At 38.1% G+C, this 18,044-nt stretch carries 14 protein-coding genes; 4 read left to right on the forward strand and 10 right to left on the reverse strand.

Annotation, left to right across the window (positions count from 1 at the left end; genetic code table 11):
* The first annotated feature begins 57 nt into the window (after nucleotides 1-57).
* Nucleotides 58-1,071: an alpha/beta hydrolase gene (locus tag ACJVDK_RS10085; protein WP_443936537.1), complete on the forward strand. Its 1,014-nt coding sequence runs from the start codon at nucleotides 58-60 to the stop codon at nucleotides 1,069-1,071.
* 1 nt (nucleotide 1,072) lies between these two features.
* Here the strand turns inward: ACJVDK_RS10085 and ACJVDK_RS10090 are convergent, their stop codons facing one another.
* From ACJVDK_RS10090 to uvrA, 6 genes are all read right to left on the reverse strand, one after another.
* Complete coding sequence (locus ACJVDK_RS10090; RefSeq protein ID WP_443936538.1) at nucleotides 1,073-2,050, reverse strand: YpdA family putative bacillithiol disulfide reductase; 978 nt, start codon at nucleotides 2,048-2,050, stop codon at nucleotides 1,073-1,075.
* Nucleotides 2,051-2,062: 12 nt separating this feature from the next.
* A complete protein-coding gene (locus ACJVDK_RS10095) occupies nucleotides 2,063-3,475 on the reverse strand; it encodes an MBL fold metallo-hydrolase (protein WP_443936539.1) in 1,413 nt (470 codons plus the stop codon).
* 67 nt (nucleotides 3,476-3,542) lie between these two features.
* The gene (locus ACJVDK_RS10100) at nucleotides 3,543-4,685 is read right to left on the reverse strand and encodes an ATP-binding protein (protein WP_443936540.1); all 1,143 of its coding nucleotides are present in this window, start codon (nucleotides 4,683-4,685) and stop codon (nucleotides 3,543-3,545) included.
* A gap of 144 nt (nucleotides 4,686-4,829) precedes the next feature.
* A complete protein-coding gene (locus tag ACJVDK_RS10105) occupies nucleotides 4,830-5,849 on the reverse strand; it encodes an asparaginase (protein ID WP_443936541.1) in 1,020 nt (339 codons plus the stop codon).
* Nucleotides 5,850-6,024: 175 nt separating this feature from the next.
* Nucleotides 6,025-6,792, reverse strand: a complete 768-nt coding sequence (locus ACJVDK_RS10110; RefSeq protein ID WP_443940047.1) for a TatD family hydrolase — start codon at nucleotides 6,790-6,792, stop codon at nucleotides 6,025-6,027.
* A 6-nt stretch (nucleotides 6,793-6,798) separates the two neighbouring features.
* A complete protein-coding gene (uvrA, locus tag ACJVDK_RS10115; protein WP_443936542.1) occupies nucleotides 6,799-9,651 on the reverse strand; it encodes an excinuclease ABC subunit UvrA in 2,853 nt (950 codons plus the stop codon).
* A gap of 313 nt (nucleotides 9,652-9,964) precedes the next feature.
* On the opposite strand from uvrA, the gene ACJVDK_RS10120 reads away from it, so the two are divergent.
* Entirely contained in the window at nucleotides 9,965-10,405 is a 441-nt protein-coding gene (locus tag ACJVDK_RS10120) for a VOC family protein (RefSeq protein WP_443936543.1), read from the forward strand.
* Nucleotides 10,406-10,451: 46 nt separating this feature from the next.
* Here ACJVDK_RS10120 and ACJVDK_RS10125 read toward each other — a convergent pair whose 3' ends face one another.
* Together ACJVDK_RS10125 and ACJVDK_RS10130 are read right to left on the reverse strand one after the other, a co-directional pair.
* A complete protein-coding gene (locus ACJVDK_RS10125; protein WP_443936544.1) occupies nucleotides 10,452-11,501 on the reverse strand; it encodes a 2Fe-2S iron-sulfur cluster-binding protein in 1,050 nt (349 codons plus the stop codon).
* Nucleotides 11,502-11,584: 83 nt separating this feature from the next.
* Nucleotides 11,585-12,292, reverse strand: a complete 708-nt coding sequence (locus ACJVDK_RS10130; protein ID WP_443936545.1) for a lytic transglycosylase domain-containing protein — start codon at nucleotides 12,290-12,292, stop codon at nucleotides 11,585-11,587.
* A 328-nt stretch (nucleotides 12,293-12,620) separates the two neighbouring features.
* Here ACJVDK_RS10130 and ACJVDK_RS10135 point away from each other — a divergent pair, with 328 nt between their 5' ends.
* Both ACJVDK_RS10135 and ACJVDK_RS10140 read left to right on the forward strand, forming a co-directional pair.
* Nucleotides 12,621-14,009 carry a pseudouridine synthase gene (locus tag ACJVDK_RS10135; protein WP_443936546.1) on the forward strand — a complete coding sequence of 463 codons (1,389 nt, stop codon included), beginning with the start codon at nucleotides 12,621-12,623 and terminating at the stop codon, nucleotides 14,007-14,009.
* Nucleotides 14,010-14,183: 174 nt separating this feature from the next.
* Nucleotides 14,184-15,296 (forward strand): lactonase family protein, encoded by a 1,113-nt coding sequence (locus tag ACJVDK_RS10140; protein WP_443936547.1) that lies wholly within the window; start codon nucleotides 14,184-14,186, stop codon nucleotides 15,294-15,296.
* Nucleotides 15,297-15,374: 78 nt separating this feature from the next.
* On the opposite strand, the gene ACJVDK_RS10145 is transcribed toward ACJVDK_RS10140, so the two are convergent.
* Both ACJVDK_RS10145 and ACJVDK_RS10150 read right to left on the reverse strand, forming a co-directional pair.
* The gene (locus tag ACJVDK_RS10145) at nucleotides 15,375-15,821 is read right to left on the reverse strand and encodes a KTSC domain-containing protein (RefSeq protein ID WP_443936548.1); all 447 of its coding nucleotides are present in this window, start codon (nucleotides 15,819-15,821) and stop codon (nucleotides 15,375-15,377) included.
* A 262-nt stretch (nucleotides 15,822-16,083) separates the two neighbouring features.
* Nucleotides 16,084-17,964: a glycoside hydrolase family 35 protein gene (locus ACJVDK_RS10150; protein ID WP_443936549.1), complete on the reverse strand. Its 1,881-nt coding sequence runs from the start codon at nucleotides 17,962-17,964 to the stop codon at nucleotides 16,084-16,086.
* Nucleotides 17,965-18,044 lie beyond the last annotated feature (80 nt).

Here is an 18,044-nt window from a genome sequence, read left to right on the forward strand (position 1 = left end):
TTAATTCTGAATTTAATTACATTTTAGCTTTTAGCACGCGGTACGGCCATTATTCATATGAAAAAACGTTATAAAGCCCTGTTGGGAAGTCTAGCTCTTTTATTGGTTGCTTATTTAGCTGGGCCGAAACCAAAGAAACCTGTTTACAATGAAGAGCTTCCAGAAGTTCCCGATAGTAAGGAACTGGAGGATTTCGTTCTTGACATGGAGCAAAAGGTAAACATAAAGCCTGGAAACGAAGCTGAAATTATTTGGGCAGCGGAAGCAGGTTGCCAAAAGGAATATGCCGTGGTTTATTTGCATGGTTTTGCAGCCTCAAAAGCCGAAGGGAATCCTATTCATACTCAATTGGCAGAAAAGCTTGGTGCGAATTTATTCTTGGCACGCTTATCAGAACATGGTTTAACTTCAGCCTCTCCAATGCAACATTTAACAGCCGATTCACTTTGGGAAAGCAGCAAACAAGCGTATGCTATTGGAAAAAAATTGGGGGAAAAAGTTATTTTAATGGGAACCTCTACAGGAGCTTCTTTGGCCTTGAAACTTGCTTCGGTGTACCCTGAAATTTATAGTTTGATACTTATTTCGCCAAATATTGCTATAAAAGACAAAAACGCCTGGCTTTTAAACGATCGATGGGGATTGCAAATCGCTAAAAAAGTTTTAGGAGGAGACGAGCGAATTATTGTGGATGATAATTTAGAATACAGAAAATTTTGGTACACCAATTATCGGGTAGAAGCCTTGGTTGCACTTGCAGAATTTGTAGAAAGTAGTATGATAAAATCAATCTTTAAAAAGGTTACGCAACCTGTGTTAATGCTCTACTACTATAAAAATGAATTGGAGCAGGATCCGGTGGTACGTGTGGATGCAATGTTAAAAATGTTCGACCAATTAGGAACTGCAGCTCATTTAAAACAAAAAATTGCAGTACCAGAAGCTGCTGCCCATACCCTGGGCTCTTACATCCGTTCTAAAGACCTTATAAATGTTGAAAAAGCGATTAATCGATTTGTTGAGGACGTATTAAAAATTGAATTAACAGCAGAAAAAAAACAGATTAATTAGCTTATTTACAGATATTTTGAACAATCATCGTTGCATGTACCCGTGAATTTTCAATAAAAAGTTTATGTGTATCCATCCCTCCGCAAACAACTCCGGCTAAGTAAAGACCTGGAACGTTGGTTTCCATGGTTGTTTCGTTGTACACGGGGCATAGTGTTTCGGGTAGTTCTACACCAAATTTCCTGAGCATAGCAAAATCTGGCTGATAGCCTGTCATGGCAATAACGAAATCATTTTCAAGTGTAACTTCGCCTTCTGGCGTTTTAATAAGCACATTCTTCTCCGTAATCTCTAGCAGTTCTGAATTAAAAAAAGCTTGTATTGATCCTTCGCTTATGCGATTTTCAATATCTGGACGCACCCAATATTTTACGTTTGGTCCCAATTCATTTCCACGAATGACCAAGGTTACATTTGCTCCTTTTCGGTAGGTTTCAAGGGCTGCATCTACTCCCGAATTGTTGGCTCCCACAACTAGCACATTTTGAAAAGCATACAAATGCGGGTCTTTGTAATAATGTGTAACTTTTGATAAGTCCTCGCCAGGTATATTCATCAATAACGGCACATCGTAAAAACCAGTGGCCACAATTACATTTTTAGCCGTATATTTTGCTTTTGAAGTATCAATTTCGAATACTTTTTCCGTCTTTTTTACCTGCTTTACACGCTCAAAGAGATGAATATTGAGTTCAAATTTTTCCGCCACCCGGCGATAATATTCAACAGCTTCGTTTCGGTTTGGCTTTGGATTTATCGTTACAAAAGGAACGTCGCCAATTTCGAGTCGTTGTGAGGTGGAGAAGAATGTCATAAATACCGGGTAATTAAACAGGCTATTTACGAGGGCTCCTTTCTCAATAATGAGGTAACTTAGATTTGCTTTTTTAGCTTCAATGGCGCAAGCCATCCCAATGGGGCCTGCGCCAATGATAATAATATCGTACGTATGTTCGCTTTTTGTAGTATTACGAATCATCTACATTCTTTTTTAAGCTTTCATGGCTTTGCTTGGGCAAGCAAAATCAGTTCTTTTTAGCCCGGTATTTTTAATAGCTCCGTAACCACCTGCAACATCAATTACATTTTCTATTCCTCTAGACTTTAAAATAGATGCGGCAATCATGGAACGATATCCTCCAGCGCAGTGGATATAATAGGTTTTATTTGGATTTATTTCATGCGTCCAATCGTTAATATAATCCAACGGACGGCTTAACGTAAATTCTAAATGCTCCGATTCATATTCACCAGGTTTACGAACATCTAAGGCAGTAATCTCGGCACCGTTTGCAGCATGCTCAAAAGCATCAGCAGAAATTGATTGCACCGTATCTGTTTCTTTACCAGCCTTTTCCCAATTTCCAAAACCTCCTTCTAAATAACCAATGGTATTGTCGTATCCTACACGTGTTAGGCGTGTAATGGTTTCTTCTGCTTTTCCTTCATCCGTAATCAACAACAATGGCTGTTGCAAATCGGTAATTAATGCACCAACCCAAGGAGCAAATTGTCCGTTCAAACCAATATTAATTGCATTGGGAATAAATCCTTTCGCAAAAGTTTGCGGATCACGTGTATCCAATAAAAGGGCGCCCGTTTGGTTTGCCATATCTTCAAAAGCTTGTGGTGTTAAAGGATTTAAACCCTTTTCATATACTTCTTCAATACTACCGGCACCACCTTTGTTGATAGCAACATTTTTAGCGAAATATTGTGGCGGAGGCATAATCCCATCCGTAACTTCTTTTATAAATTGTTCCTTCGTTTCTGCTTTCAATGCATAATTCACTTCCTTTTGATGACCTAAACTATCAAAAGTTTCTTTGCTCATGCTTTTGCCACAGGCAGAACCGGCGCCATGCGCAGGATATACAATAACATCATCGGCCAATGTTTTAATTTTCGTGTTTAACGAATCGTATAACATGCCGGCTAAATCTTCTTGCGTTAAATCGCCTTTTTGCGCTAAATCAGGTCGGCCTACATCACCAATAAAAAGCGTATCACCACTAAAAATGCAGTAATCTTTTCCGTTTTCATCGCGTAATAAATACGTTGTAGACTCTAAAGTATGGCCTGGGGTATGCAAGGCGATGATAGTTATATCGCCCACTTTAAATGCTTCTCCATCCTGTGCTACATACGATTCAAAAGCCGTTTTAGCGGTTGGTCCGTATACAATTTGCGCACCTGATTTCTGTGCTAAATCTACGTGACCAGAAACAAAATCGGCGTGAAAATGCGTTTCGAAAATGTATTTTATTTTTGCATTGGCTTTTTCGGCCTTCTTTAAATACGTATCTACTTCCCTTAGGGGGTCAATAATTGCTGCCTCGCCCTTACTCTCAATGTAGTACGCTGCTTCGGCTAAGCAACCTGTGTAAATTTGTTCTATTTTCATTTGTGTGTCGTGTGTGGTATATAGTATTCTGTTTAAGTACAATGAAGAAAGTCTTTTCTTTTAGAAATTATGAGATAAAATCTAAGTAATTAAGCTTGCTGATAACCTCAAATGTTGCATCTGGATAAGCCTTTGCAAAGGCTGTTGGAATTTTTGACTTCTTATTTTCATTCCATTTAAATTCAAATGCTTGCAGCGTATCGCCCTTTTCTTCTAACCAATCTAACTCCTGTTGGTCGTATGTACGCCAAAAATAGTTATTTGTTTGATTCTTTTGGTAGTGTTGCTTTTTAAGTCGCTCAAGAGCAAGGTAGTTTTCCCATAAATCACCTACGTCATTTCGGCTATCTAAGCGATTAAAATTACCTATAATGCCATTTCTGATACCATTATCATAAAAATACCATCGACTAGATTTGACAATTTCTTTACGTAGATTCCGACTGAAGCCTTCAACTTTAAAGATAATGAACACTTTTGATAGTAAATCTAAATAGTTATCAACGGTATTTTTAGACAGTTGCAACTGATTTCCTAATTCTTGCAAAGAGACCTCTTTCCCTACTTGAAAAGCAATCAAACGCAACAAATTATACAGCTTTCCTGCTTGCTTAATTCCTTCGTAAACCAAAATATCTTTGAGCAAATACGAATTGATAATTTCTTTCAGATATTCCTTTTTTTCTTCCCAATCGGGATATTGAATTAACTCCGGATAACCGCCAAAAAGCAGGCGTTCTTCTAAATTTTCAAAGGTTTGCTTGTAATTCTCTTGCGAAGCAAATTCCATCTGTGCCAAGGGAAACAAATACAAGGTATTTTTCCGCCCTACCAAGGGTTCTCCAAGCGTATTGCTCAAATCGAAAACAGAAGAACCTGTTGCTATAATTCGAATTCCATCGATACTATCGACAATCAATTTTAAAATTAATCCGATATCGGGGATGTTTTGCGCCTCATCGATAACCAACAAGCGCGTGTTGGCTAAAAGCCTTTTATAATTGGAAACGGAACGTTCTTGAAGTAAAGCTGCATCCTGAATATCTTCGCCATTTAATTGCAAATAGCTTTCTGTGGGGATGGTTTTAAGATAATCTTTAATTAATTCGGTTTTTCCTACGCGGCGAGCACCCAATAAAATCAACACTTTATTCGGCAAAACCTTTTTACTAAAATTGGTAAAAATCGCTCTTTTTAAATAACTTCCCATGTTGTGTTATACTTAAACCCCACACAAAGTTACGTAAAAAATGCAAATTCAGTCAATAAACTGACGCAATTAATGTAAATTCAGTCAATTGACTGACGGAATTAATGTAAATTAAGTCAATTGAACTGTAAATTGAAAAGAAAATTAATCTTTTGTTAATTCACCACAAAGCGATAATTCCATGAGTCGACGACTTTCTTCATGTGAAACACCAAGCCCCATTACGTACATTAATTTGGTAACGGTTGCTTCAAAAGTTAAATCATAACCACTTAACACCCCCATTTTGAGCAATTCTCTACTGGTTTCGTATCGACCTAATTGAACCGTTCCTTTTTTACACTGCGAAATATCAATGATAATTTTTCCGTTTTCGATAGCCGCTCTTAAACTATCTATAAACCATTGTGCTGTACTAGTATTACCCGAGCCAAAGGTTTCTAAAATAATGGCATCCACTTTAGATTCGGTAATGGCTTGCACAGCCTGTGGAGTAATGCCCGGATATAATTTTAGTACACCAATATTTGAATTAAACTTTGTACGCAGTTTTAATTTCTCGGTAGGCGCTTTTAAAATCGCATTTTTATTAAACTGCAAATGTACTCCTGCTTCGGCTAATACGGGATAATTTGGAGAACGAAAAGCCTCAAATTTTTCGCTATTGTATTTAAGTGACCGATTGCCTCTAAACAATTGTGAATCAAAATAAATACATACTTCAGGAACCAGCGCTTTACCATTTTCTTTAGTAGCAGCAATTTCCAGAGCCGTAATTAAATTCTCTTTTGCATCGGTTCTGATTTGACCAATAGGCAATTGAGACCCTGTTAGCACCACAGGTTTATCTAAATTTTCCAGCATAAAACTCAATGCCGAAGCCGTAAAAGCCATGGTATCAGAACCGTGAAGAATTACAAATCCGTCGTATACCTCGTACTCCTTGTAGATCAGTTCGCCGATGGTTTTCCAAACCTCCGGATCCATGTTCGATGAATCTAAAACTGGATTAAATGAATGTACGTCCAAATGATAATTTAATCGACTTAACTCAGGAACATTGTCCTTAATTTGTTGAAAATTGAATGGAACTAATACGCCGTTAGTAGGATCATTTACCATACCGATGGTACCACCGGTATATATTATAAGGATTTTTGTCATTTGGTTTTCTTGCTGTACGCAAATATGCAGATTTTAGCTTTAAAGCTATTATTTTTTCGAACAAAACAATAGCTATTTTTTACATTTTTACAAAAAAACCTCGGTTAAAAAGATAAAAATAACAAAAAAAGCAACAGATAAACCGTTTTAATAGCAAATTATCAATCCTGTAAAATTATACGCCAAAAATCAATTTAGAATTTTCAGTAGTGATATTAGCCACTTCCTCTACACTTACTTGATAAATTTCGGCCAATTTTTGAGCAATGTAGATGAGATAACTACTTTCATTGGGCTTGCCCCTAAATGGAACAGGTGCCAAATAGGGCGAATCTGTTTCGAGCACCAAGTTTTGCAAAGGAATATTCGTCAACACAGCATCTGAGCCTGCTTTTTTATACGTCACTACCCCGCCTATCCCCAGATAAAAATTTAAATCGATGGCCTGTTTCGCTTGCGCTTCATTTCCGGTAAAACAATGAAAAATACCGCGTAACTTCTCATCGCGTTCGCTTTCTAAAATCTCAAAAACCTCATCAAAGGCCTCGCGACAATGAATTACAATAGGCAGCTCCAATGATTTAGCCCATGCTATTTGTGTGCGAAAGGCATCTTGCTGAATTGCTAAGGTGCTTTTATCCCAATACAAATCGACGCCAATTTCGCCAATTGCATAAATTTTACGTCCTTCAATACTTTGATAAATTAAGTCCAGTTGTGCCTGATAATCCTCTTTCACATCGCAGGGATGTAAGCCAGCCATCGCAAAACAAGTTTCAGGATACTTGGATACCAAATCATCAATCATGACAATGGATGCGACATCTACATTTGGTAAAAACAAGCGGTTTACACTATTTTCAAAACAACGCTCCATTAACTGAGCTTGCTTTTCTGCATCTTGTTCGTAATATAAATGGGTATGTGTATCGGTAAAAATCATCATAAACTAATTATTAGCAACTTCCATTTCTTTTTTTAGAAATTTTCCTGTTAAACTGATCGGATTTTGAATAAGCCCTTCTGGCGTGCCTTCAAATAAAATGCGCCCTCCGCCTGCTCCGCCTTCTTCTCCTAAATCAATCACCCAATCGGCCACTTTTACCACATCTAAGTTGTGTTCAATCACTAAAATTGTGTTTCCTCTATCTACCAATTCATTCAGAACGCCTAACAAAACACGAATATCTTCGAAATGCAATCCTGTTGTTGGTTCATCTAAAATATAGAATGTTTTTCCGGTGTCCTTTTTAGATAATTCGGTTGCTAATTTAACACGTTGTGCTTCTCCACCCGATAAGGTTACAGAAGATTGTCCCAAGGTTATATAGCCTAAACCTACATCTTTTAACGTTTTAATTTTACGGTATATACTTGGAATGTGCTCAAAAAACACGCAAGCATCTTCAATACTCATGTCTAAAACATCGCTAATCGATTTTCCGCGATAGCGGACTTCTAAAGTTTCGCGATTGTATCTTCTTCCACCACACTCTTCGCAAGGCACTTGAACATCTGGAAGAAAATTCATTTCAATTACCTTCATTCCTCCCCCTTGGCAGGTTTCGCACCTTCCGCCTTTTACGTTAAACGAAAAACGCCCAGGTTTATATCCTCTGATTTTTGCCTCTGGTAATTGCACAAATAAATTCCGGATATCGGAGAAAACACCTGTATACGTTGAAGGATTTGAACGCGGGGTTCTTCCAATAGGCGCTTGATCGATCTCTATCACTTTATCAATCTCCTTTAAACCGCTAATTTTCTCGTAAGGAAGAGGTGTTTTCTTTGCCCTAAAAAAATGATGATTTAAAATCGGGTATAAAGTCTCCGTAATTAAACTTGATTTTCCGCTACCTGACACACCAGTAACGGCAATAAATTTACCTAAAGGAAAATCAACCGACACCTCTTTTAAATTATGGCCTGTAGCCTTTATAATCGATAGTTTATGTCCATTACCTGGACGGCGAACCGCAGGTGTTTCTATTTTTTTTGCGCCACTTAAATAATCGGCGGTCAGTGTTTTCGATTTGAGAATTTGCTTAGCAGTACCTTCAGCCACAACTTCCCCACCATGAATTCCCGCACCTGGACCAATGTCGAGTACCCAATCGGCTTCTAAAATCATGTCCTTATCGTGTTCCACCACCAAAACGGTATTCCCTAAATCACGTAAGTTTTTCAAAGCGTTAATCAACCGCTCATTATCGCGTTGGTGCAAACCAATACTTGGTTCATCTAAAATATACATCACATTCATGAGCTGAGAACCAATTTGCGTTGCCAAACGGATTCTTTGCGCTTCACCTCCTGATAAAGTTCTGGATGTGCGGTCTAATGTTAAATAGGTTAAACCTACATCGGTTAGGAAACCAATACGTGCTTTTATCTCCTTTAAAACTTCTTTAGCAATTATATTTTGTCGTTCACTTAATCGTTCTTCAATGCCATTAAACCAAGCTGACAAACTATTAATATCCATCGACGATAAGTCAAAAATGCTTTTCCCATCGAGTTTAAAGTGTAAGCTTTCTTTTTTTAAACGGGCGCCATTACATTCCGGACAGGTTTTCAACTTACGGAAGGCTTCCATATCATCAGATGCTGTTTCCGAGCGTTTCTCATTTTGCTCCTCCAACAGTTTTATGATCCCATCAAAAGTGATGTTGTAATTCTGAACGTTGTATTTATTGTACTCAACAGCTACACTTATTAAATCGTGTGTACCGTTCAAGAGAATATCGATTACTTCTTCAGACAGTTTTTCAATTGGTGTTGATAAAGAGAAATTATACTTTTTACTTAATGCTTTTAACACTTGGAACATCCAGGTATCGCGGTATTCACCTAATGGTGCCAGGCCACCATTAAGTATGCTTAATTTGGGATTTGGTATAACCGATTCGCGATCAACCACAAATATGTATCCCAAGCCATCACAGCGTTCGCAAGCGCCATACGGAGAATTAAATGAAAAACTATTTGGTTGGGGTTCGTCATAGGAAATACCCGTTGTAGGGCACATTAAAAACTTGCTAAAATGCGCAGCATGATTTTCCTTATCGGTTATTTTAATCACACCTTTACCCATTTTCATAGCCGTTTGCACCGAATCTAACAGGCGTTTATGATCCTTTTCATCTACAATCAACCGATCTATTACCACTTCTATGTCGTGTATTTTATATCGGTCAACCTGCATTTTTGCGGTAATATCTTTTATTTCTCCATCAACGCGCACTTTTACATACCCTTGTTTACGGATTTGCTCAAACAGTTCGCGGTAATGCCCCTTTCTTCCTTTTACAACGGGTGCCAAAATGTTCACGGGAACGCCGCTAAATTTTTTATAGATATTTTGCAGAATCTGATCTTCGCTCATGCGTTCCATCTTCTCGCCAGTATTGTACGAAAAGGCATCGGCAACACGCGCATAAAGCAAACGCATGAAATCGTAAATTTCAGTAATGGTACCTACCGTTGAACGGGGATTTTTACTGGTTGTTTTTTGTTCGATGGCAATCACCGGACTTAAACCTGAAACCTTGTCAACATCCGGGCGCTCCATTCCGCCCATAAACTGGCGGCTATAGGCACTAAACGTTTCCATGTAACGGCGTTGCCCTTCAGCATAAATCGTATCGAACGCTAAAGAAGACTTACCACTCCCACTTAAACCAGTGATTACCACCATTTTATTCCGAGGAAAACGTACATCTATATTTTTTAAATTATGTACCCTTGCACCGTAAACTTCTACATCTTTTTGCTCACCGAGATCGATAGACTTATTGCTCATACGCGTTGAAAATTGGATTGAAACCAGCCCCTAAAAAGAATGGATTTCAATCTGCAAAAATGCTAAAAATTTTATCCAAAAGAAAGTCTAATTCAATCTGTATTAAGGATTAATTGTCATAATTAATTAGGAAGTTGGGAGACGGGAAGCCGAGCGAATGAATTAACCATTTCTTAAAACAGAATTAAGAAAAGATTCTAGCATACCCGAAACTATTGTTGTAAATTTGAGAGAGACATAAAAAAATCTGCTAAAAATATAGCGGTATATTTACACTTCAAATAATACAGTTCAAACAACAAACACAAATATCATGGCATCTGTAAACCCTTATTTAACTTTTAATGGTAATTGCGAAGAAGCTTTTACTTTTTACAAATCTGTTTTCGGTGGTGAATTTCCGTACATTGGAAAATTTAAAGACATGCCTCCAATGGAAGGTCAACCTCCAGTATCGGCGGAAGAAGGCGAAAAAATTATGCACGTTTCATTACCTATTAGCGCTGAAACTATTTTAATGGGTAGCGATTGCTCAGAAACCTTTGGTCAAAAAGCCAATTTCGGCGATAATTTCTCTATTTCAATCAACACAGATAGCAAAGAAGAAGCCGATAAACTATTCGATGGTCTTTCGGCAGGCGGTAAAGTAAACATGCCTATGAACCAAACTTTTTGGGGCGCATACTTTGGTATGTTTACCGACAAGTTCGGCATCAACTGGATGGTAAATTTCGACGAGAACCCACAAAAATAATCTTTCAAAACACAGGAGGCTGAAATGATTTTTCGGCCTCCTGTGTTTAATTCCACTCAATGATTGTTCCGTTCTCGGTGGGATGACCGGTACAAACTAGAACCCGTCCTTTCGCAATTTCTTCATCGGTCAGCACTTCGTTATAATCCATACGAACCCCGCCTTGCGTACAAGTGGCTGCGCAGGTACTACAAATTCCGGCATGACAGCTGTAGGGTAAATTGATTTTATGCTCTAGGGCCACATCTAAAATTCTTTTCGGATAAGGAATCGCCAAATCGTGTATTTTCCCTTGAAATTTTAAGCGTACCGAATACGTATTTTCATCTACCTGCTTCGCTTCAGAAGCATCGTCTTCATCCACCTCATCTTCAGGCAACACAAAGGTTTCGCGCTTAATCTGCGTGCTATCAAAGCCCATCCCCAACAAGGTAAAGCGACACAAATCCATGTAAACAATGGGTCCACAGGTATAAAAAAGAGCGGCATTCCGATTGAAATACAAATGTGTTTTCAGCAAATCCTCCATATAAAACCGATTCAAGCGAGCCGTTAATAAATTCTTACTCGAACTAAAAACATAAATCACTTTAAACCTATCGGGATAATTTGCCTGCCATTGATTAATTTCTTGAAAAAAAAGGGTTTCCTCAGCTGAACGATTGCTGTAAATCAACGTAATTTTCGATTTTTGCTCCCGAACCAAGGCAGTTTTTAAAATCGAAAATAAGGGTGTAATGCCTACTCCTGCAGCAAATAGAAAAACATCACGTTCTACATTTTCTACAAGTGGATAGGTAAAAATCCCTTGAGGAGCTTGAGCCATTAATACATCGCCAACAGCCGTTTTGTGATGCAAAAAACGAGAAATTTCCCCATTTTCAACACGTTTTACGGTGATAGATAAGGGTTCGTCGACATCAGGCGAGCTATTAAACGAATATGAACGACGAATTTCTTTGTGTTTTCCTTGAAAAACCAAAGATAAAAACTGACCAGCCTCATAAGCTGGATATTGGGCATGTAATTCTTCAAACTCAAAGGTTAAGTTATCGCTTGGCTGTTGAACGATTTTACTAATCCGTAATGTATACATAGCATAAAGGTAGCGGATTTAAAACAAAAAAGCGTCTCAACTTTCGTTAAGACGCTTTACCAAATGCGTGTTGTTTTTATTCTTTATTCTGCGTTAAATGCCAATAATTGTTTTGGCTTATCGTACCCGTAACGTACGGGATGCTCTAAAATCTGCTTCATCGAAATCACCTTATACACGTAACCACCCGTTTCCCGGTTCAGTTTCATTTTATAGTAATTATCTTGATTTTGACGATTAATTTGTCGGCGCAATTTAACATCGCCAACATTGTAAGCAGCTGCAACCAGGGTCCAGCTTTCTAATCCCTGATACATTTCTTTAATGTATTTACAAGCAGCGATAGTCGATTTACGTAAATTATAACGCTCATCAATTTTACCGTTTACTTTTAACCCATACATACGAGCGGTACCTGGCATAAACTGCCAAATGCCTGCTGCTCCTTTTGGCGAGACCCCTCCTTGCAAACCCGACTCTACCAACATTAAATATTTAAAATCATTGGGAATACCATAGGCTGCTAAAATAGGCTCTACGACTGGAAACCACTCTGCTGCTTTTCTGTGCAAACGATTGGTTTGCGTACTGGCGAATGAGTGTGCTGCTAGGATTTTTTTCATTTTTCGCTCAACCTTTTTATCGCCCAAAGGCAAGGTTTCATTGGCGAAACTTAATTGAGCCATTAACGATTTAGGCTCTACTACCTCTTTTACTGTTAAGGTGTCAGGTTTTGTTATTGTAGTGTTTAATGTATCTTTCTTTAAAAGATTTTTTTTTGCTAAGGGCATTTGGTAAGCGAACACTTTTGCCATTATAAATAGTACTGTTACTATTGAAAATGGTAGTATGTGTTTCTTTATCATCTTCCTCCTTTTTTTGGTTAACTAATATAAAAACGCCTGCAAAGCTAAAAAATAATAAGCAGAATATCAAATAGTTACAAAAATACCCACTAAAAAACGGCTTTAAACAGGTTTAAACAGCGATTTTGAATTTTGATTTTTCGATAAAAATTCCTATTTTAGGAGTTATTTTTTTATCTATTTTTCTTGCGGAGTTATCAGCATTTTTATGTAAATTTGCAGCCCGCATTTTTGATGTGGTTAACAGCGTATCATGATAAATAAAAACAACCGGAACAGTCGGGATGACAAGTCCAAATCGGGAAACCGAAAAAGCGATGGTAGAAAAAATACCACCAGCTCTAGCTCAAGAAGAGTAGAGGATAAAGACAGTAAATTCAAAAAATCATCCGATTTTAAAGAGGGCTTCAAAAGCAAAGGCGACAACAAAGACTTTAAATCGAAGTCGTTCGGCGACAAGAAAGAGTTTAAACCTAGAACCGATCGCAGCTTTAAACCTAAAAACGAAGAGACTAAAAGTTTCAAATTTGGTAATCGCGAATTTAAATCGAAAGATGCAGACGCAAGAACCGAAGAGCGCAGTTTCAAACCTAGAACAAGCGGCTCAAGAGACTTTAAACCAAAAGGTGATAGAGATTTCAAACCGAGAGGTGAGAGAGACTTTAAACCAAAAGGCGATAGAGATTTTAAACCTAAGGGAGATAGAGACTTTAAGCCTAAGGGAGATAGAGACTTCAAATCGAAAACAAATAAATACGACTCATTCAAACCTAGTGCGGGTAGCTCAAGAAATGTTCGTCCGAAAGACGAGAGAGACACCAGACCGTTTAGAAATAGAGAAGAACAGAAGCAACCAAGAGATTTAGAGTTTAACCGCGAAGAAAGAACTGTAATTGCTCCTGGTAAAAAAAGCAATGAAGACAAAGGTCTAATTCGCTTAAACCGCTATATTTCAAATGCAGGTATTTGTTCACGCCGCAAAGCAGATGAATTAATTGCTGCAGGTGTTGTAACCGTAAATGGCGAAGCTGTAACGGAATTAGGTTTAAAAGTAGACCCTGCAAAAGATTTAGTGCGCTACAACGGCGAACTTCTTAAGCGCGAGAAAAAGGTTTACGTGCTTTTAAACAAACCAAAAGATTACATTACCACCACTGACGACCCACAAGAACGTCGTACCGTTATGCAATTGGTTGATAAAGCAAGTCGCGAACGTATTTATCCTGTTGGCCGCTTAGACCGTAACACAACCGGTTTATTGTTGATGACCAACGATGGCGATTTAGCTGATAAATTATCGCATCCTAAAAACGGCATTACTAAAATTTACAACGTTGAGTTAAACAAAGGCTTAACCCAAGGCGATTTAAATAAAATTGCATTTGGTTTAGAACTAGAAGATGGTTTAATCAAGCCAGATAATATTTCGTACGTTGCCGGTGGTTCTAAAAAAGAAATCGGCATTCAAATTCACAGCGGAAAAAACCGTATTGTACGTCGTATTTTTGAGCACCTTGGCTATAGCGTTGAAAAACTAGACCGTGTTGTTTACGGGAACTTAACCAAAAAAGATTTACCTCGCGGTAGATGGCGTTATTTAGAAGAACACGAATTAATTCAGATTAAACACCTGATCAAATAATACACAAGAGGCATTCGAAAGATTGCCTCTTTTTTTGACCCTCCTTTTTTTCGTCTAAAAAAACGCAAAACTTTACAGCAAAAATGGTTATGTTAGCTATTCCATTTTTATAGCCTTACAAAATTAATCATCCAACAAAAGCAAAAAATTAACAGATTATATTCAGCCCTTTCAATGAAAAAAATTAATCTTCTTCTATTCGTTTTGACGCTTTCGTTCGCAGCGTTTTCACAACAAACCAACACGAAACTTTTAATCGGCACCTACACAAAACCAGGTAAAAGCGAAGGCATTTATACGTATAACTTTAATTCTTCCAACGGAAAAAGCGCTTTAGCCCACGTGATTAAAGGCATTGAAAACCCAAGTTACCTAGCACTATCGCCAGATAAAAAATTTGCCTATTCGGTTAACGAAACAGGAAATACCAGCACCATAAGCGCCTTTCAGTACAATTTAAGCACCGGCGAATTGACATTTATAAACAAAGTAAAGAGCGAAGGTGCCGATCCCTGCTACATTACGGTTGATGCCCGCAACGTTATTGTGGCCAATTACAGCGGCGGAACCATTACAGTATTTAAACGCAATGAAAACGGCAGTCTAGACCCATCGAAAGAAATTATTCAGCACACAGGAAAAGGCATTGACCCCAAAGGCCGACAAGAAAGTGCCCACGTACACATGGTACAATTCACACCCGATCATCGTTATCTTGTTTCTACCGATTTAGGAGAAGATAAGGTTTACATGTACGCATACAATCCAATGCAAGAAGGCAAAACATTAACCGAAAAATCCGTTTTCAAAACCAATGCGGGCACTGGGCCGCGCCACATTACTTTTCATCCAAATGGGAAATACGCCTATTTAGCACATGAATTTAACGGAAAAATAACTACATTTTCTTACAAACAGGGAACACTGAAAAAGATTCAAGAAATTAATACCACATTACCAACTTTTCAAGGGAAAATAGATGGTGCAGATATCCACGTTTCGCCCGATGGCAAGTTTCTTTACGAAAGCAACAGAGGAGATGCCAATAGTATTTCGGTATTCGCGATTGCTAAAAACGGTACATTAAATGCGATTGAAACAGTAAGTACCTTGGGAAAAGGACCACGCAACTTTTGCATCGACCCTAGCGGAAAATTTCTCTTGGTTGCCCATCAGTATACAGATGAGGTGGTTATTTTCAAACGAAATGCTACCACAGGAAAATTAAGCGACAGCGGACAAAGAATTGCCTTAGGATCGCCAGTTTGCCTCGTTTTCGCTAAATAAAAAAAGCTTTTCGTGTAAACAGCCCTTTATTTGTTTACACGAAAAGCTCAAGATTTTATCAGTTAGGTGCGAAAATAGTTAAGCGGTTTCTAACGCGCGGGTAACGTTTCTATAAGGAAAATCGCTGAAAATATGTCTACGCGCAAAACGACCCGGCGAATCTGCATTTACCAATTTAATGTAAATAGCGCGCGGAACTTCAAAATATTCATACACACTACCATCGTAAAATTGAACATTCAATACTTGTTGTTTGTATTCAAAATCCTGAATGTTTGAATTGTTAATCGTTTGCGTGTAGGTTTCTAAATTTTGCTCACGCGTTTCAGGAGCAACACTTACCAAAAAATGATACGCTTCAATAATCTCTTTGCTTCTTGCTTCTGCTGCTAATTTTTCTTCTTCTTCCTGAAATTTATCTGGATGACAATCTTTCATCACGGTGCGATACACCGATTTAAGCTCCTTCAAATCAGCTGTTTTATCAACATTTAAAAGCTTTCTATAATCCGCTATTTTCTTCATGTGTTGCTTCTTTTTTTATCCTCGACTAGAAATTATTCCCTTTAAGACAGGGGCAAAATCTGTTCAAGGCCGCAAAGGTACGAATTATAACTATATGATTTTGAGAAAGTTTCAAAAGCACCATTATTTATTTACCAGGCAAAGGCAAATCATCGGTTCAGAATAAAAAAGCCATCCGGATATTCCGAATGGCTTACAAAACCTACTAATTAATACTTTGAAACACAGCCCATCCAAAGATGTGCTATATCTTAACTGCCAACTACTTTGGCAATCCCTTTTCAGGAACTACATTATCCAGTACTGGTGTATCAGTTGCGCTCAACGACTTTTGAATAGTATCGTTCTTTTGTTCAAAAATCACAATGTCGTTTTTACCTACTTTTAACCAACAACCTGGCACATATAGGGTTTGTTGCGGGCCAACGCTCCAGTAACGGCCAATATTTATTCCGTTGATAAACACAATCCCTTTACCCCAATCCTTCATATCTAAAAATGTATCGCCAGTTTTTGTTAGCGTAAAATCGCCTTGATAAATAGTTGGTCTATTTACTTTGGCATTTGCTTTTTCTGTTGCAATTGACGGCACAGCATCCATTGGCAATTTATACATATTCCAATCGCCGGTAATGGTTTCGCCATTAATAATGACAGGAGAAATGATTCCTTTCGTGCTTTCAACAATACGTGCACCGTAATTAATGCGGCCCATGTTTTCAACTAAAATATCTAAAGTAGCATTGAATGGAACCTCAATTTCACAATCATACTTTTGATAATATGCATTTAACTCCGCTACTTTTACTCCATCCACATAAACAATGGCATAATCGCGAAGTCCTTTAAGCTCTAATTTACCCGAAATAGGTTGATTAAACTTTCTGCTGTACCAAACGTATCCGTAAGGTTGATTTAAGGCTTCGAAGGTCAAAGGTGTATCGTTTGTAACCGGTGTTACTTTATCTTTCAAGCCTTCTAAATCAACTGCTTTAGTTAATTTAATTTCCGGAATAGTAATAATCGGAAGTTTAGCAGGGATAGCGGGTGTTTCAGCAGTTTTAAGCAATTCACGAAGTTTCAAGTACTTCTCTGTTGCCCAACCTGCTTCGCTTATCGGCGCATCGTAATCGTACGAGGTCATATCCGGCTGAATGTCTTTATCTTTTTTATAATTAGCTCCTGAAGTAAAGCCAAAGTTAGTACCCCCATGGACCATGTAATAGTTAAAAGATACGCCCCCATCAAGGTATTTTTTTGTTTGATCGGCCACGCGCTGTGCAGGAGTTTTAGGGAAAGGTTCTGCCCAGTGGTCTAACCAACCCGGATAAAATTCAGCTACCATATACGGCCCCTTACCGCCATTGTATTGGTCAACTAATTTTTTCAACTTCTCTACGTCCCCTTCACCATTTGCAGTAGGCAGAGCTCCCGGTAAGGCCCCTTCTTTAAATAACCAAGAACCGTCAGATGTAAAAAACGGCACATTAAAGCCTACATCTTTCAATTGCTGAAACACAGCAGCACTATATTTCTGATGTTCTTCCAATGAAATATCTTTTCGTTGCGACACATACGAGCCGAATTCATTCTCGCCTTGCACCATAATGATGGGACCTCCATTGGTAATAAGAAGATTTTTTAATTGCCCATAAAGTGCCGTAAAATACGCTTTTGTCGCCATCAAATATTGCGGATTATTTCCACGAATAACCATTCCTGGAACCTTTTGTAAAAACCATGGATACCCACCAAATTCCCATTCTGCACACACATATGGTCCTGGTCTTAAAATAACCATTAAACCTTCTTCTTGTGCAATTTTCATATACTCGGCAATATCTTTATTTCCCGATTTGAAGTCCCAAACCCCCGGTGCTATTTCGTGATAATTCCAAAAAACATAGGTTGCTACAGCATTTAAACCCATTGCTTTCATCATTTTTAAACGATGGCGCCAATACGGTTTAGGTATACGCGAATAATGCATTTCGCCGCTATGCAATTGAATTGCTTTTCCATCGTATAGAAAATTACCATCAGCAATGGCAAAGGTGTGTTTGGCAGTTGCTTTCTTTTTTTGGGCAGCCACATGCATGCTGAGGCTCAACAGAAAACAAAAGGCTAAAAATTTGATTTTCATTTGTGATTTAGTTAGTATTTATCGTGTAATGTTTTTTATTATTTTTTTTAAAAAAAATCGCCAAGTTTTCAAAAAGCAGC

This window comes from Pedobacter paludisoli (genome assembly GCF_052344095.1).
In the GTDB taxonomy this organism is placed as follows: Bacteria; Bacteroidota; Bacteroidia; order Sphingobacteriales; family Sphingobacteriaceae; genus Pedobacter.

What these genes read in the sequence shown, in the direction of transcription:
- ACJVDK_RS10135 (WP_443936546.1), top strand. Translation starts at nt 12,621, where the DNA reads ATGATAAATAAAAACAACCGGAACAGTCGGGATGACAAGTCCAAATCG.
- uvrA (WP_443936542.1), bottom strand. Translation starts at nt 9,651, where the DNA reads ATGAGCAATAAGTCTATCGATCTCGGTGAGCAAAAAGATGTAGAAGTT.
- ACJVDK_RS10085 (WP_443936537.1), top strand. Translation starts at nt 58, where the DNA reads ATGAAAAAACGTTATAAAGCCCTGTTGGGAAGTCTAGCTCTTTTATTG.
- ACJVDK_RS10100 (WP_443936540.1), bottom strand. Translation starts at nt 4,685, where the DNA reads ATGGGAAGTTATTTAAAAAGAGCGATTTTTACCAATTTTAGTAAAAAG.
- ACJVDK_RS10105 (WP_443936541.1), bottom strand. Translation starts at nt 5,849, where the DNA reads ATGACAAAAATCCTTATAATATATACCGGTGGTACCATCGGTATGGTA.
- ACJVDK_RS10110 (WP_443940047.1), bottom strand. Translation starts at nt 6,792, where the DNA reads ATGATTTTTACCGATACACATACCCATTTATATTACGAACAAGATGCA.
- ACJVDK_RS10095 (WP_443936539.1), bottom strand. Translation starts at nt 3,475, where the DNA reads ATGAAAATAGAACAAATTTACACAGGTTGCTTAGCCGAAGCAGCGTAC.
- ACJVDK_RS10125 (WP_443936544.1), bottom strand. Translation starts at nt 11,501, where the DNA reads ATGTATACATTACGGATTAGTAAAATCGTTCAACAGCCAAGCGATAAC.
- ACJVDK_RS10120 (WP_443936543.1), top strand. Translation starts at nt 9,965, where the DNA reads ATGGCATCTGTAAACCCTTATTTAACTTTTAATGGTAATTGCGAAGAA.
- ACJVDK_RS10145 (WP_443936548.1), bottom strand. Translation starts at nt 15,821, where the DNA reads ATGAAGAAAATAGCGGATTATAGAAAGCTTTTAAATGTTGATAAAACA.
- ACJVDK_RS10150 (WP_443936549.1), bottom strand. Translation starts at nt 17,964, where the DNA reads ATGAAAATCAAATTTTTAGCCTTTTGTTTTCTGTTGAGCCTCAGCATG.
- ACJVDK_RS10090 (WP_443936538.1), bottom strand. Translation starts at nt 2,050, where the DNA reads ATGATTCGTAATACTACAAAAAGCGAACATACGTACGATATTATTATC.
- ACJVDK_RS10140 (WP_443936547.1), top strand. Translation starts at nt 14,184, where the DNA reads ATGAAAAAAATTAATCTTCTTCTATTCGTTTTGACGCTTTCGTTCGCA.
- ACJVDK_RS10130 (WP_443936545.1), bottom strand. Translation starts at nt 12,292, where the DNA reads ATGCCCTTAGCAAAAAAAAATCTTTTAAAGAAAGATACATTAAACACT.